Source organism: Halopelagius fulvigenes (genome assembly GCF_055398025.1).
The window spans coordinates 2,807,752-2,822,794 of record NZ_AP043846.1 but is presented as its reverse complement, the minus strand read 5'-3'; the positions used below and the strand labels follow the sequence as shown (position 1 = coordinate 2,822,794).

Annotated in this window: 13 protein-coding genes; 6 read left to right on the top strand and 7 right to left on the bottom strand. The window is 66.2% G+C overall.

What is annotated here, in order from left to right; all coding sequences use genetic code 11:
- Positions 1-274 precede the first annotated feature (274 nt).
- Both ACZ522_RS19565 and ACZ522_RS19560 read left to right on the top strand, forming a co-directional pair.
- Positions 275-1,471, top strand: coding sequence for a Cdc6/Cdc18 family protein (locus ACZ522_RS19565; RefSeq protein ID WP_379699839.1), 1,197 nt, complete (start codon positions 275-277; stop codon positions 1,469-1,471).
- Positions 1,472-1,532: 61 nt separating this feature from the next.
- Positions 1,533-2,213, top strand: coding sequence for a phosphoglycolate phosphatase (locus ACZ522_RS19560; RefSeq protein ID WP_379695765.1), 681 nt, complete (start codon positions 1,533-1,535; stop codon positions 2,211-2,213).
- A 23-nt stretch (positions 2,214-2,236) separates the two neighbouring features.
- On the opposite strand, the gene cutA is transcribed toward ACZ522_RS19560, so the two are convergent.
- The gene (gene cutA / locus ACZ522_RS19555; protein WP_379695767.1) at positions 2,237-2,596 is read right to left on the bottom strand and encodes a divalent-cation tolerance protein CutA; all 360 of its coding nucleotides are present in this window, start codon (positions 2,594-2,596) and stop codon (positions 2,237-2,239) included.
- Positions 2,597-2,650: 54 nt separating this feature from the next.
- On the bottom strand, positions 2,651-2,857 hold the full coding sequence (locus tag ACZ522_RS19550; protein ID WP_379695769.1) for an HEWD family protein: 207 nt from the start codon (positions 2,855-2,857) through the stop codon (positions 2,651-2,653).
- Positions 2,858-2,967: 110 nt separating this feature from the next.
- Here ACZ522_RS19550 and ACZ522_RS19545 point away from each other — a divergent pair, with 110 nt between their 5' ends.
- Entirely contained in the window at positions 2,968-3,528 is a 561-nt protein-coding gene (locus ACZ522_RS19545; protein WP_379695771.1) for a class I SAM-dependent methyltransferase, read from the top strand.
- Between the two features lie 90 nt (positions 3,529-3,618).
- Here ACZ522_RS19545 and ACZ522_RS19540 read toward each other — a convergent pair whose 3' ends face one another.
- A complete protein-coding gene (locus ACZ522_RS19540) occupies positions 3,619-4,653 on the bottom strand; it encodes a DUF368 domain-containing protein (protein WP_379695773.1) in 1,035 nt (344 codons plus the stop codon).
- A 138-nt stretch (positions 4,654-4,791) separates the two neighbouring features.
- Between ACZ522_RS19540 and aglM the strand changes: the two genes are divergently transcribed.
- Positions 4,792-6,084, top strand: coding sequence for a UDP-glucose 6-dehydrogenase AglM (aglM, locus tag ACZ522_RS19535; protein ID WP_379695775.1), 1,293 nt, complete (start codon positions 4,792-4,794; stop codon positions 6,082-6,084).
- A gap of 199 nt (positions 6,085-6,283) precedes the next feature.
- On the opposite strand, the gene ACZ522_RS19530 is transcribed toward aglM, so the two are convergent.
- Positions 6,284-9,466: an oligosaccharyl transferase, archaeosortase A system-associated gene (locus tag ACZ522_RS19530; protein ID WP_379695777.1), complete on the bottom strand. Its 3,183-nt coding sequence runs from the start codon at positions 9,464-9,466 to the stop codon at positions 6,284-6,286.
- Between the two features lie 224 nt (positions 9,467-9,690).
- Between ACZ522_RS19530 and ACZ522_RS19525 the strand changes: the two genes are divergently transcribed.
- Complete coding sequence (locus tag ACZ522_RS19525; RefSeq protein ID WP_379695779.1) at positions 9,691-9,885, top strand: hypothetical protein; 195 nt, start codon at positions 9,691-9,693, stop codon at positions 9,883-9,885.
- A gap of 9 nt (positions 9,886-9,894) precedes the next feature.
- Positions 9,895-11,004, top strand: a complete 1,110-nt coding sequence (locus ACZ522_RS19520) for a glycosyltransferase family 4 protein (protein WP_379695781.1) — start codon at positions 9,895-9,897, stop codon at positions 11,002-11,004.
- A gap of 42 nt (positions 11,005-11,046) precedes the next feature.
- Here ACZ522_RS19520 and ACZ522_RS19515 read toward each other — a convergent pair whose 3' ends face one another.
- The 3 genes from ACZ522_RS19515 to ACZ522_RS19505 form a co-directional block, all read right to left on the bottom strand.
- Positions 11,047-12,519 (bottom strand): lipopolysaccharide biosynthesis protein, encoded by a 1,473-nt coding sequence (locus tag ACZ522_RS19515; RefSeq protein ID WP_379695783.1) that lies wholly within the window; start codon positions 12,517-12,519, stop codon positions 11,047-11,049.
- An 8-nt stretch (positions 12,520-12,527) separates the two neighbouring features.
- Complete coding sequence (locus ACZ522_RS19510) at positions 12,528-13,286, bottom strand: FkbM family methyltransferase (RefSeq protein WP_379695785.1); 759 nt, start codon at positions 13,284-13,286, stop codon at positions 12,528-12,530.
- A gap of 107 nt (positions 13,287-13,393) precedes the next feature.
- On the bottom strand, positions 13,394-15,013 hold the full coding sequence (locus ACZ522_RS19505; protein ID WP_379695787.1) for an alkaline phosphatase family protein: 1,620 nt from the start codon (positions 15,011-15,013) through the stop codon (positions 13,394-13,396).
- Positions 15,014-15,043 lie beyond the last annotated feature (30 nt).

Here is a 15,043-nt window from a genome sequence, read left to right as displayed (position 1 = left end):
CCTCGACGACTCGATTCGCATTTCAACCCGGTCTACAGCCCGTTTTTCGCCGCTTCGTCGGAAGGAGGTCGCCCTGTTCGCCGATTTGTAACTGAACGATTGCAATAGTTACGGACGGTCACTCGACGCGAATAGTTCGACGGCGGATCCCGTCGCGGTTATTCGAAGAAAAGCCGGTTTCGAGCGGTGAATCACCCGTTTCGGGCGAGGCGGCGGGACACCCTCAATTTTTATTCCCGGGAGGTGAACCGGGGGAATGACCGAGGACTCGCGCATGCGATTAGACGAGCGAATCGAACGGCGGAGGCGACGTGAGAGCGGGGCGAACCGGCTGGTTCGGGACATCTCGGCGTTGGACCCGACCGCACACCCCGCCGAACCGACCGGGCGGGGGCCGACGCTCGAACGACTGCTCGACCGCCTCGATCCGGCGTTCGCGGGCGAACTGCCGGACGACACCTACGTGTACGGTCCGAAGGGGGCCGGGAAGTCGGCCCTCGTCGCCGCCCTGTTCGACCGCCTCGCCGAAACCGCGCGGAACCACCCGCGGGCCATCCACACGACCACCCGCGCGTCGTCGCCGCCGCCGGTGGAGTTCGCCTACGTGGACGCGCGCGCCGCGACCAGCGAGTTCGCCCTGCTCCGCGCCGTCCTCGACGCAGTCGTCGAGGAGTCCGTCCCGTCCGGCGGCGTCGGCACCGCCGCGGTGAGAGAGCGACTCGGAGACGAACTCGGGCACGCCCGCCGCGTCGTCGTCGCCGTGGACCACGTGGGTGAACCCGAGACGCTCCCCGTCGAACGCCTCGGCGACGTGTTCGCCCCCGTCTCGGAGTCGCTCTCCCACGTCGCCGTCGGCCGCGCCGACCCGCCGAGCACGGACCTCGCGACGGTCGAAGTGCCGCCTTACGAGCGACACGCCCTCGCCGACGTGCTCACGAGTCGGACCTCGGACGGACTCGCCCGCCACGCCCTCGGCCACGACGCCGTCAGCGACGTGGCGGCGTGGGCCGACGGCGACGCCCACGACGCACTCGCCGCACTCTACGGGGCGGCCGTCGAGGCGGCCGACGCGGCGACGGGCAGGATTGAACCCCGCCACGTCGAGGCGGGGATGGCGGGCGTCCCCGCCGACTGCTGTTCGCTCGGGCGCGTCGGGTCGCTCTCGGCCAGTCGTCGCCGCGTCCTCCTCGAACTCGTCGGACTCGACGGCGACGACCGGGGGTCCGTCACCCGCGCCGCCGCCGCCATCGCCGACGCGCCGACCGTGGACCTCTCGGCGGCCACCGTCAAGCGCCTCCTCTACGAACTCTCGGAGGTCGGCGTGGTTCGCCGCGTCGCGGGGGACGCCGAGGGCGACGGCGGCCCCGGCCGACCGCCGAGCAGACCGGAACCGAACTTCCCGATGCGGGTGTTCGAGCGACTCGGCGACCCCGAAGCCGAACGGCGGGGCGCCGACTCCGCGGCGACGTAGGGTTCTCGGTCGCGACTTCCGAGAGCGGAGCACCTTTCCTTGCGGTCCCCGATGCGTCCCCATGGAAACCGCGGTTCCGCCCATCGTGTTGGACATCGACGGGACGCTGACGGACGCCCCGGGACGACTCGACCCGCGCGTGTTCGACGTGCTTCCGACGTGGGACGCGCCGGTCGTCCTCGCGACGGGGAAGGCGTTCCCCTACCCGGTGAGCCTCTGTCACTACATCGGCATCGAACAGACCGTCGTCGCGGAGAACGGCGGCGTCGTCCTCGCCGCCGGCGAGGTGTCGTACAACGCCGACAGGGACGCCGCGCAGGCCGCCGCCGAGGAGTTCGAGGCCCGCGGCGGCGACATCGGGTGGGGGGAGTTCGACGCCGTCAACAAGTGGCGCGAGACGGAGGTGGCGGTGAACCTCTCGGCGGACGAAGACCTGTTGCGCGAGGTGGCCGCAGAGTACGACCTCGACGTGTTGGACACGGGCTACGCCTACCACGTGAAGACGCCCGGCATCGAGAAGGGAGACGGCTTGCGGGCGATATGCGAGACGCTGGACCTCGACCCCGCCGACTTCGTCGCAATCGGCGACAGCGAGAACGACGCCTCGACGTTCGAAGTCGCCGGACGGTCCTACGCCGTCGCCAACGCCGACGACGTGGCGAAAGCCGCCGCCGACGAGGTTCTCGAAGAGTCGTACATGGACGGGACGCTCTCGGTGCTCGATTCGCTCCGGGAGCGATAGTCGCGGCGCGAGGCGGGGCGGCGTCAGTCGTCCGCGCTGTTTACGCCGTCCGCGTCGTCTTCGCCGCCGTCCGCGGTCTCCGGTCCGGTCGACTCCTCGACCCACGACGCGTAGGCGGGAAGCGCGTCCGCCCGGTCGAACCGTTCGACGCACGGCACGTCGTAGGGGTGTAACTCCTCGATTCTATCGCGGAGCGCGGTGTAGCCGTCCTCCGTCGTCTTCGCTAAGAGAACGACTTCGGACTCCTCGTACACCTCTCCCTCCCAGCGATAGACGGACTCGCAGTCGAGGCGGTTCACGCAGGCGGCCAGTCGTTCCTCCACGAGGGTTCGCGCGAGTTCCGGCGCGGCGTCGGGGGGTGCCGTGACGAATGCGGTCGGCATACTCCCTCTCGGCGCGCCGAGCGTTTCCTCGTTTCGACCGGTCCGTCGGCCCCGTCAGACCTCGGCGGCGTCGGTGTCGTCTCCGAAGGGGGCGAACGCGCCGTTTATGTCCCACTCGTGGATGCAGTAGGGGTTCCCGACGCGCGGCGTCCCCTCCTCTCTGACGACGCGCCACGTCTCCTCGCTCTGGTCCCATCGTTCGACCCGTCCGCACCGCTCGCAGGTCCGTTTCGTCGGCGTGCGCAGTTTCCCGTCGGACATCGTTCCTACTCCAACGAGGGGGCGTGCAACTAATTAACGTTGACTCCCGCGGCAGCGGTGACCACCGACCCGCGGGGTGCGTATTTGAGTCCCGCCCGAGTAGTCCGACCATGGGATTTCACACGTTCGACGTCGCCCGCGCGGAGTCGCTCGACGACGAGGGGCGGTACCGGTACTGTTCGCGGGAGGAACTCCTCGCGCTCTTGGCCCCCTCGCCGGGGGAGGCGGTCGCCGACCTCGGGAGCGGAACCGGCTTCTACACGGACGACGTCGCGCCCGCCGTCGGAACGCTGTACGCCGTGGACGTGCAGGCGGCGATGCACGAGTTCTACCGGGAGAAGGGCGTCCCCCCGAACGTGGAACTGGTCACGGCGGACGTCGAATCGCTCCCCTTCGCGGACGGCGAACTCGACGCCGCCCTCTCGACGATGGTGTACCACGAGTTCGCATCCGACGACGCCGTCACCGAACTCGGGCGCGTCCTCCGCCCGGACGGACGCCTCGTCACCGTCGATTGGTCGAAGGCCGGGCCGGGCGAGGCGGGGCCGCCGACCGACGAGCGATTCGGACTCGGAGACGCCGTCTCCACGCTGGAGGACGGGGGGTTCGTCGTGACGGAGGCCGCCTCGCGCCGCGAGACGTTCGTCTGCGTTGCGAGACGAACGGAGTAACCCGGCCGCGATCCCGTCTCTCCCGCCGTCGCCTGCGCGAACTGCGGCGGCGACGGCGTGCGGAACATCTCGGTTCCGCGAGCGTAGTCGTCAATCGAGGCCGCCGGAGGCGGCCGTCTCTTCCCGTTCGTCCGCCCCGCGCGGCGGTTCGTCCTCGACGTCGCCCAGTCCGGCGTAGCGGTCCACGACGAGGACGGCGACGGCGCCGACGATGGCCGTGAGGGCGAACACGCCGACGAGTTCGGCGGTCCACGTCCGGCCCATCTCCGCGAGTTGGCTCCCGGTGCTCTCGACGGGCGCTCTGAGCGCTCCGACGATGAGTGCGACGAGGAACGCGAGCGTCGGCTTTCGGTGGTGTTCGAGCGCCCACCGGACGGCGTGCGCGACGGTGAACAGACCGACGAAGGCGCCGAGGACGAACGCGACGACGATCGCGCCGTTCTCGACGACGGGCACGACGCTCCCGCCGAGGACGACGGCCAACAGGCCGTCAACGAACGCCTTCAGCGCCCCGGTCATGAACTCGTACTGCCCGAGGAGAATGAGGAGCAACGACCCCGAGAGCCCCGGCAGTATCATCGCGCTGACGGCTATCGCTCCCGCGACGAACGTCACGACGGGACCCGTCCCCAGGGCGGCTTCGGCGCTCCCGGAGACGACGAACGCGACGACGAACCCGGCGACGGCGGCGCCGACGCGTCCGGGCGTGTCGAGCGACAGTTCGCTCAAGAGCACCCACGCCGAGGCGGCGATGAGACCGAAGAAGAACCCGAACGTCGGGACAGGAAACTCCGTGATGCCCGTGTGGACGAGTCGGGTCACCGTGACGACGGCCGTCATTATGCCCGCGCCGAGGACGACGAGGAACGCGGCGTCAACCGCGCGGAGGGCTTCGACCGCGCGTTCGCGGCGGCCGGGGAGGACGCCGCCGACCACGTCGAGTATCCGGCCGGGGGAGACGTTCGTCACGGCGTCGATGAGTCGTTCGTAGATGCCGGTCAGGAGGGCGATGGTCCCGCCGGAGACGCCGGGGACGGCGTCGGCGGTGCCCATACAGAGGCCCTTCAGGTAGATCACGAGCCACGCGGTGCGGTCGGCGCGCGACTCGTCGGGGTCGGGGGACATGCGACTCCCTTCGACACCCCGCTACTCCGTTGTTTCGCTTCTCGCACGCGTTCGGACTCGGACGCGCTCCGATGCGGCCGTTTCGCCGACTGGGAGCGAGGAGAACGTTGAAAGTGACGGGGACTGACTACTCGCCCAATGAAGATCAGCATCATCGGTAGCGGGTACGTCGGCACGACTATCGCCGCGTGCTTCGCGGAGGTGGGTCACGACGTCGTGAACGTCGATATCGACGAGGACATCGTGGCGTCGCTGAACGACGGCGAGGCGCCCATCCACGAACCCGGCCTCGACGAACTCGTCGAGAAACACGCGGGCGACCGACTGCGGGCGACGACCGACTACGACGCCATCGTAGAGACGGACGCGACGTTCCTCGCGCTTCCGACCCCCTCCGAGGACGACGGCCACATCGACCTCTCCATCATGGAGGCGGGCGCGCGGTCCGTCGGCCGAACGCTCGCCGACAAGGACGGCTACCACCTCGTCGTCACCAAGAGCACCGTCGTCCCGACGACGACGGAGGAGGTCATCGCGCCCATCCTCGAAGCGGAGTCGGGCCTCGAACTCGGGAGCGACTTCGACGTCGGCATGAACCCCGAGTTCCTCCGCGAGGGGAGCGCCGTCTCCGACTTTCTCGACCCCGACAAGGTCGTCCTCGGGTCCGAGACGGACCGCGCGGCGACGCTCCTCCGGGACGTGTTCGACCCCCTCGTCGAACAGGCGGACTCGCCGCCGGTCGTCGAAACGGGCGTCCGCGAGGCGGAGATGATAAAGTACGCCAACAACGCCTTCCTCGCCTCGAAGATATCGCTCGCGAACGACCTCGCGAACATCTGCAAGGAGTACGACATCGACTCCGAGGAGGTGTTGGACGCCGTCGGTCTGGACTCCCGCATCGGGTCGGCGTTCCTCGGTGCGGGCGTCGGGTGGGGGGGCAGTTGCTTCCCGAAGGACGTCGCCGCCATCGTCGCCGCGGCGCGGGACGCGGGGTACGAGGCCAAGATGCTCGAAGCGGCGGTCGAGGTCAACGACAGACAGCCCGTCCGGATGCTCGACATCCTCCGCGACCACGCGGACCCCTCGGGCGCCCGCGTCGCCGTGTTGGGTCTGGCGTTCAAACCCGGCACCGACGACGTGCGTAACTCCCGCGCCATCCCCCTCATCGACGCTCTCCTCGATTCGGGCGCGGACGTGGTGGGCTACGACCCGGTGGCGACGGCGAACATGCGCGAGCACTTCCCGGACATCGACTACGCCGACTCCGCGGCGGACGCGTTGGCCGGGGCCGACGCCGCACTCGTCGTCACCGACTGGGACGAGTTCGCCGCCCTGGACGACGAGTTCGACGCGATGACCGACGCCGTCGTCGTGGACGGCCGCCGAATCGTCTCCCGCCGCGACGGCATCGTCTACGAGTCGCTGGTCTAACTCCGCGCTCGGATCGCGCGGCCGCATCTACGCTACTCCTCTATTCGCCGTCTACTCTACTCCCCTTCTCGCCGGTACGTCCGGGAGTCGCAGCAGTCGCTACGAGAAGCGATACCGGAAGCGTCGGTACTGGACGCGTCGAAGCCGAAAGCGACAGCGGACGGAGAGAAAGAAACCGAGCGTCGGAGTCGAACGGCGGTTACGCGGCGCGGGCCGCGGCCGTCTCCGCCGTCACGTCCGCGTCGGACGCCGTGAGCGACGACTGGCTGCTCGACCCGGCGTCCGAGGAACCGGAGTCGGACGACCCGGCGCTCGAAGAGCCGGAGTTGACCTGAAGTTTCTGCGCGTTGCGCTGCAGTTCGACGGAGAGGTTACCGTCCTCCGCGCCGTTGACCTGCCCCTCCTCGACGGAGAGGTTCGCCTGCTGGCTGACGACGTAGCCGCTCTCGTTGAGCGACGCGCCCGCGGAGATGGTGTACGGGCCGTTCGCGCGGACGCTGACGTTCGTGTAGCCGTTCTGGGGGCCGTACTCGTCGTAGCCCGTCGTGGCGTACGGCAGCGTCATGGTGAACTCGCCGTTCTCGTCGGCCTGCGCTTGCTGCGTGTAGGTGAACGTGGAGTTCGTCGTCGGCACCTTCATCTCGACGCTCGCGGTGACGGTGGCGTTCGCGGGCGCGCCGCTTCCCTGCACCGTCGCGCCGGGCACGCGTTCGAAGGACTTCACCCACGCGGGGTTACTGGGGAACGTGGCCTGCGGGTTGATGCCCGCCATCTGCCCGTCGCTGTACGCCTGTCGGAGGTAATCGCCCGACTGCGTCGCGGAGGCGTTCGACACCTTCACGAGGCGGTAGTGCTGGAGCGCCGGAACGCGCTCGGAGGGGAACGACCCGATACCGCCTATCTGCGACGTGCCGTCCTGTTGGACGTACTGCCGCGCGGCGCTCATGTTGTCGAACGTCTTGACGGTGGTCTCGTTGCCCTGCGGAACCGCCTTCACCGTCGTCTGGCCGGAACTGGTGCTGACGGCCTGGGGTTCCCAGTCTGTGACGACCGGACTCGGCTCCTGGGCGCTCCCGTGGTAGAGGTAGAGTCGCGTCATCAGGCTGTCGTAGTAGCGCTGGTGACGGACGAGGTAGTTACCCTGGTACTGTCCCTCCTGGTTGAACCGGTATATCGGCTCGTAGAACTGGCTCTGCGAGATGTTACCGGCGTCGTAGAACACCGTCGGTGCGCCGAACTTCGAGCCGGGGGTCGCCATCTTCCAGTCGATCATCACGTACCGGGTCTGGTTACCCTCGGTGCTCTGCGAGGCGAGGACGTCCTGCGCCTGCGTCTCGTTGGGCGCGAGCAGGAAGTTCGCGGCCGTGTTGGCCCCCTGCTGGAACGGGTTGGCGTTCGGGATGCGCTCGCCCTCGACGGTTATCCAGTGGCCGTAGTCCCACCACGACATCACGCCGTAGGAGCCTTCGCCGTACTGGTAGTCGTCCGTTCTCTCGTACTTCCCGTAGTACTCCATATCGTTCGACGCGCCGCCGAACGTGCCCTCAGAGGGCGTCTGTCGGCTCATCCACTCGAGGCTTCCTTCCCACTGCATGACGTCGCCCGGACCGGCGAACTCGGCGGTCTGCCACGCCGTGTTCGTCTTGTCGGCGGCGGCGTTGCCGGTGTTCCGAACGTTGAGGGGGACGACGAGAACCGGCGCGGCGACGAGGATGAGGACCGCACCGATGGCCGCCATCTGGTACGTTTCGAGGTCGGAGACCTTCGTGGCCGCCGTCCTGACGTTCAGCAACCGGAGCACCTCCACGAGGAAGTACGCGTTCAGCACTACCACGACGACGGCGAGGTAGTAGTTGAAGCGAACCTGCGTGAACGCGGCCGAGGTGATGAACGCCCCCCAGACGACGACGAACAGCCGTTCGGGGTCGCGGTAGGTGAGGAGTGCGGCGCCGACGATGATGGCGCTGACGATTCCGAGCGAGACGAGTTGGCCGTCGAGACCGACGAGTTCCCCGATTCCGGCCGGAATCGACGGCACGAGAAAGAGGAGACCGACGACGGCGAGGCTGCCGACGACGTAGCCGATGTCGCGGGTCTCTCCACCTTTCAGAAGCGGCTTCGCGAGCATCCACACGACTGCCGCGACGGCGGTGAAGAACGTGAAGCCGTAGTCGGAGACGATCCGGTTGACGGCCGTCATCTGGAGCTGATTGAGCGTGCTCTGTGAGAGGTACGGTTGGGCCTCACCGATGGTCCGAGTCGCGGCGTTCGCGCTAAACCCGAGGATGCGGAAGAAGTTCGAGGAGATGAGATTGCCGACGCTCGGCAGAACGAGGAAGACGAGTCCGAGGCCGACGACGACGAGTCCGAAGACGGCCGCGGGGTACGCCACGGTGTCTACGTCGCGCGCCTCCCACTCGCGGGCGAGCCACGCGAGGAAGACCGTTCCCGCAGCGACGGCGAACGAGAGTCCGGGCTGAACGAGAGAGAAGTGGGTGGACGAGAACCCGAACTCGTCTATCTGGACGAGCATCAGAACGCCCGTGACTATCATCGACGTGGCGGCGACGAACGCCGTCGCCTCGGGAGAACGACCGTTGACGACGTCGCTCGACATCTTCAGGACGACGAACGTGCCCACGATGGCGACGAGGAGGACCCCCGGCGGCCAGACCCACATGTACAGCGCAATCGCGACGCCCGCGAGAACCGACCACAGGAGGGGCGACCGGAGGGCGTCGACGTCGCGGTCGGTGACGAGTTCCCAGACGGGCATCTCGCGCTCGGCGACGCCCAAGGCGACCATCAACGCGGCGACGGCCATGGACATGAAGAACGGCTCGGCGGCGTTGTGGTCCGCGAACCCGACGAGGGTGCGCTGGAGGAACGTCCCCGGCATCAGGCCGAGGAGGAGAGCGCCGAACAGCGCCGGTCCGCGACCGGCGAGGCGTTTCCCGATGAGATACGCCGGAATCGCCGTGAGCGCACCGAAAACGGCCGGTGCGACGAGAAGCGTCTTCCCGACGAGCGCCTCACTCGGACTTCCGAGTCCGATTATCAGGGCGGCCGTCGCGATAATCTGGTCGTACAGCGTCCCGAACTGCCCGACACTCGTCCCGTAGGGGAAGTTCGTCCACGGGTCGAACGGCATCGTGAACGGCCAGTTCCTGACAGTGTAGCTCACCTCTCGGAGGTGATACCATGCGTCGTTTCCGGAGAAGAACACCTCTCCGTTTCGTATGAATCTACCGTACGACTGGAGTCGGATGGCCAGCATCACGGCCATCACCACGAGGAGGGCGGGGACGTGGTACCAGTCTGCGAAGCGTTCGAGGACCGACGGTGATTCGTAGTCCTCGCGACGCTCGTTGTCTACGCTCATCGCTTGGAGGGAGTGCCAAACCGTGTATAAGCCTTATGATGCAGTCAGGCGGATTTCTCTCCCGGCGGTGAACGTCCCTCGATACGACGCTAGGTGCCGCCCTCTGCCGACCGGAGGGTGACTTCCACCGTCGCTGAGAACCGCGGCGAATCGGAACACGTGTCAAATCCGTCATCAATGGATTTAACCCGAGTCACCGGGAATCGGCTGGCCAGCCAACGATCATGACGGGCGTCATCCGCGAGTTGAGTCGGGGAGCACGGCTCTCACCGCTCCCCGACGGTAACACGAACGGCTCCGTCGAGGTGGCCTCGGAGTCGCTTCTCGTGTGCTGTTTCGACGAACGCGGCGAACGGCGAGTCGGCGTCGGCCACCCCGAAGATGGCACACAGACGGAACAATCGCTCACGGACAACTAACTTACACGAATGCATTTCATTGGATACTTTCCGGGTTCGGACTTCGCGTCCGAGTCACAGTACGGCCGCCGGACACACGTCTTCAAACTCACTCAGGAGATAGGCGAGCGAACCGACGTACGAAGCACGTTCTACTTCGGGAACCCAGCAGGAGAGTTCGCAAATCTCGACGTTCGGTCGGTCGACGCTTCTGGGTCCTTCGCAGTGAAACTGAAGAAGGAACTCGAACTAGCGCGAACTCTCGTCACGGAGGTTCGTTCGTCGCCGGAACCGACGGTCATCTACTGCCGCGAAGCGCCAGACCTCGCCCCGACGATTGCCGCACGGTTCACCGACGCAGCCCTCGTCGTCGAGGCGAACAGCGGCCACGTGGAAGAGCTAGAGGATCACGACTCTGTGTTCGAGTCCTACCGACACAGACTCCTCCGAGAGATGAAGTGGCGGACGGCCGACCGCGTCATCGCCGTCTCCGCTGACATCGCGGAACAACTCTCCGAGCGAGGAGTGACCGACGTAACGGTCGTTGAGAACGGTGTCGACGTCGATCTCTTCTCCGTTCGGCGGCCCGTCTCCACCGAACCGCCGTACACGATCGGGTACGTCGGCGGTCTCCAACCGCAGCAGAACGTCGAGTTCATGTTCGATGTCGTCGCGGCCCTCGACACACCCGTTCAGTTCAACGTCGTCGGAGGAAGCGAGTCCGAGGTGAGCCGACTCGAAGCCATCGTGACGGATCTCGAACTCGAAGACAAGGTGGAGTTCTTCGGGCGCGTTCCCCACGAGGACGTCCCCGAGTACATGAACGACGCAGACCTGTGTTTCGGTCCGTTCGAGAGGATTAGACCGTCGTCGCCGCTGAAAATTTACGAGTACCTCGCGTGCGGCCGAACGGTTGTCGTGGTCAACGACGAGGGCCTCCAGTACTTCACCGACTATCCGGGGGTCCACGTGTTCCCCCACGGCGACGCCGCCGATATCGCGTCGAAGGTAGACGCCGTACTTGACACCGTGGAGACCAACGAGGCGGGCGCGGCGTACGTCCGCGAAAACCGGTCGTGGCAGGCTATCGCGGACCGCACGGTGGATATCTGTCGAGAGGCGGTTCGAGATAACCGATAGTCCTCCGATACTCCGATACTCCGTCCGTTCTCGTCACGCCCGTCACTCGGTGGCGTTCTGGTACACCGCCCTGAGCGTCACGCGGAAGGAGTGACTGGCGACGACCAACACCCCGAAGTATACGGCTCCCCCGATGGCGAGGAGCACTCCGAGGTGAACCCACGATTTCACCGCGATGGCGAACTCGAAGGCTGCCTTCACCACCGCGAACATCAGCGCACCGGCGAGCAACTGTTCTTTCAGCGGCCGGGGCAGGAGTTCCGCTCCCGTCTCCCGACGGACGAGGCGGAAGAACAGGAGGTATCGGATGGACTCCGCGACGATGGTCGCGAGGACGGCTCCCAGCGCGCCGAACTCGAGGATGAGTGGTACGCCGATAACGACGTTGAGGCCCAACGTGAACGCCGACACCTTGACGATGAGGTTCGGGAGATCAAGTCCGTTGACGACGCTCTCCATCGGGTTCGACTGCGACCGGAAGACGGAGAACAGCGTGAGGCCGACGAGGAGTGTCGCCGCCTCGACGTACTCTGAGCCGTACACGGTGACGATGAGGGGGCGCGCGATGGCGAGTGCGCCGAAGAACAACGGTATTGAGATGATACTCGCGTACGACATCGTGTTGGTGATGTCCATCGTGGAGGACTCGCCTCTGCTCGACGAACTACTCACTTTGTTCATCAACCCCGTACCGGCGAGACCAGAGACGAACATCGCGGGAACCGTGAACTTCAGCGCCACCTCGTAGTACCCCACCGCCGCGGGTGTCACGAGGAACCCGATGAGAAGGATGTCCAACCGGTCGTACGCGTGGCCGACGATTCGATTGAAGACGCTGTAACGGGCGAATCGCCACACCGAGGCGAGCGTCTCACGCGACGGAGCCTTCGGGATCGTCCGAAGGTAGTAGTGGGTGATCGGTATCGTCAGGTACGTCGCGGCAGAGAGGCCGTACACCATCCCGGCGGCGCCGAACCCGACGAAGACGAAGAGTACCTGCAACCCCGTCGTGAAGACGGACCTGAGCGTGTCGTTCCACACCTCCACCCCGATACGCCCGCGCGCCGGGAGGAGTTGCTGGAACGACGCGAAGAAGACGAGGGCGACGAGGAGGACGGCGTAGAGCGGAGCCGACCCCTCGATGCCGGTGTAGGCGTCAAAGCGGCCCTTGAGGAGGAACGCCACCGGTACAAGGAGACCGACGAGCACCACGTTGAACAGCAGTTGGGTACCGACTATCTCCCGGCGGTCCGTCCCGGACTCCGAGAACCGCTTCATCGAGGCGTTCGCGACGCCCATCACCGGACGGAGCGACATCTGTACTACCGTATGCAGGAGGTAGAACCCCCCGAACGATGCCGGCCCGAGAACGCGCGCGAACAGGATAGTCCCCGCGAAGCCGAGAACCGCCTGTATCAACTTGCCTGAAAACCCCTTTGCGACTTCGAGGCTGAGGCTCGTATCGTCTATCTCTGACTTCTCTCCGCCTTCGTCGGGAGATCGATTCTCGGACATTCTCGGTGCTACGGACGAGCCGCCTTTAGGAAGACTGTTCCCTCGCGTCGGAATATCTCCGAGGTGCTCAGGCCGAACTCGTTGAAACGGCGCGTCACGTCGTCGATCGTCACCGTGTCTAGGTGGACTTCACAGTAGATAACGCGCGCCTCGGCGAGCGTGTCTCGGAGACCGTCGATGACCCCTAACTCGGCTCCTTCGACGTCGATCTTCACGACGTCCGGTTCGTCGATGTCGGCTGAGTCGACGTATTTGTCCCCGACGACGAGCGATACGTCCCACGTCCTGGCCGTCGAGGACGAATCGGTGATCGTGAACGTTCCGACGCCGACCTCGTCGTTGTCTCCAACGGGGAGGCCCAACTCCGCCGTGCCCTCCGAGTCGGAGAGGGCCACCTCGTGGACGGTGAACTCCCCTCCGTTTTGGCTGAGGTTCGCCCTGAGTCGGCGCGCGGTCTCGGGATGCGGCTCGAAGGCGTGGACCGTCGCCGCGACTTGCCCGGCGAAACAACTGTGGGTCCCGATGTTCGCGCCGATGTCGTAGAACACGTCGCCCGGCCGGAGTTCGGAGACGATGTCCGAAATCACGTCTTCCTCATCAGTCAGCGTCCGGACGCGTCGGTACTCGTGGAACGTCGAGGGAACGAACTCGGCTGTGACGCCACTGACGGTTCGAGACTGAACGTCCGAGCTCAGTTCGTACAGCGCCCGAAGGTACCACCAGCGTAGATTGATGTCGAGACCGAACACAGTAGAGAGGGTCGCCATTGCTCACCTCTCTTAGTGCTGGCTATTTGAAAACCACGGGTTTCACTCTGTCCAGTAGACCGAACGTACGGACAGGGCGACGCAGACACGGACGGTCGCCTTCGCGTTCACTCCAAGTACCCCAGGTCGGCCAGTCGCTCTTCGACCTCTCCATCGTCCGTCTGCACTCGGTCCGCCACCTCGAACTCGGGGTAAGATATCGGCTCGACGGCGTCCACCACGGCGAGCGTCTCGCCGTCCATCTCTTCGTCGGGCGCGACGCCGAACGTCGAGAGGACGGTCGGCGCGATATCGAACAGGTGCGCTCCCGAGAGGTCGGCGTCGGCGTCGACATCTTCACCCGCCACGGCCACGACGCCGTCGGGTTTGTGGTTCCACGGTTCGGGCGAATCGAAGGTGTCACCGACGTGCACCGACAGCGAGTTCTCGAAGTCCCGCGGGACGCAGAGCACGTCGACCGCCTCGTCCGCGTAGGGGCCGTAGATGTGCGTCTCGCGCGGAACCACCTCGTCGAACACGGGGCGTCCCTCGGGGTCGGTCAGCGATTCGAGGACCGAAATCACGTCGTCGCGGGCGGACTCGTACTTGGACGCGGGGACGACGCCCGACGGATCGCGACCCTCGACGTTGAGCCTGACGCCGAGTTCCGACCCCGAACGGAGGTACGCCCGGGAGGACTCGAAGGAGACGCTCTCGCTGGCGGCGAAGACGGCCCCAATGGGGACGTGCTTCCCGACGAACTCCGCCAAGCCGAGACGTTCGAGCACCGCCTTTCCGCGCTGGTAGGTCAGTCCGCCCTTCGCGGCGAACGCGGCGAGTCGTTCGACCGCGGTCGGTCCGTCGTCGGCGTCGGTGTCGGCGTCGGCGTCGCCTCCAACGAGTTGCTCGTCTTTGACTTGGAACCATGACGGCACGCCCCGGCCGTCGGTGGCCGTGTCCAGCAGTCCCTCCCGACGCAAGAACTCGTTGACCTGAACCTCGTACCCGTCGTACTCACCGATTCCGTGGTCCGAGGCGACGACGACCACGTCGGGGTCGCACGCCGACAGCGTCTCGCCGAGTTCCTCGTCTACCGCCTCGTACACCGCTCGAACCTTCTCCGAGTCGCCGGGGAAGTCGTGGAAGACGGCGTCTGTCTTCTGAAACTGGACGAAGCCGAAGTCGGGGTCGAAGCGGTCCGCGAGGTAGCGGAACGCCTCGCCGCGAAGGTGGGTGAGCGCGAGGTACTCGTCGAACTTCGCCTCGTCGTCCACCCGGTCGTCGGTCTCTCGTTCGGCGTAGACGCGGTACTCGCCGACGGCGTCGCGAACGTCGTCGAGGATGCCCTCGGGATGACAGTCGGGTTCGTCGGGTGCGAGATAGCCCGGAATCACCGCCCCGTCGATGTCGCGCGGCGGGTGGGTGACCGGGGCGTTGACGACGACGCTCGACAGACCGTTCTCGTCGAGGTAGTCCCACATCGTCCGCGCCTTCACGTCGGACCCGTTGACGACGTCCCAGTCGTAGCCGTCGAACGCGAGGAAGTCGAAGACGCCGTGTTTGCCGGGGTTCTTCCCGGTGTAGAGAGACGGCCACGCGCTCGCCGTCCACGGCGGAATCTGCGAGCGCAGGGGGCCGGTCGCTCCGTCTTCGAATACCTCTTCTAAGTTCGGCAGAGCGCCCTCCTCCAACAGGGGGTCGAGGATAGGGCCGCAGGCGGCGTCGAGACCGACGAGTAACGTACGCATGTTCGGGCAAACGACGATACCGACTAAAAA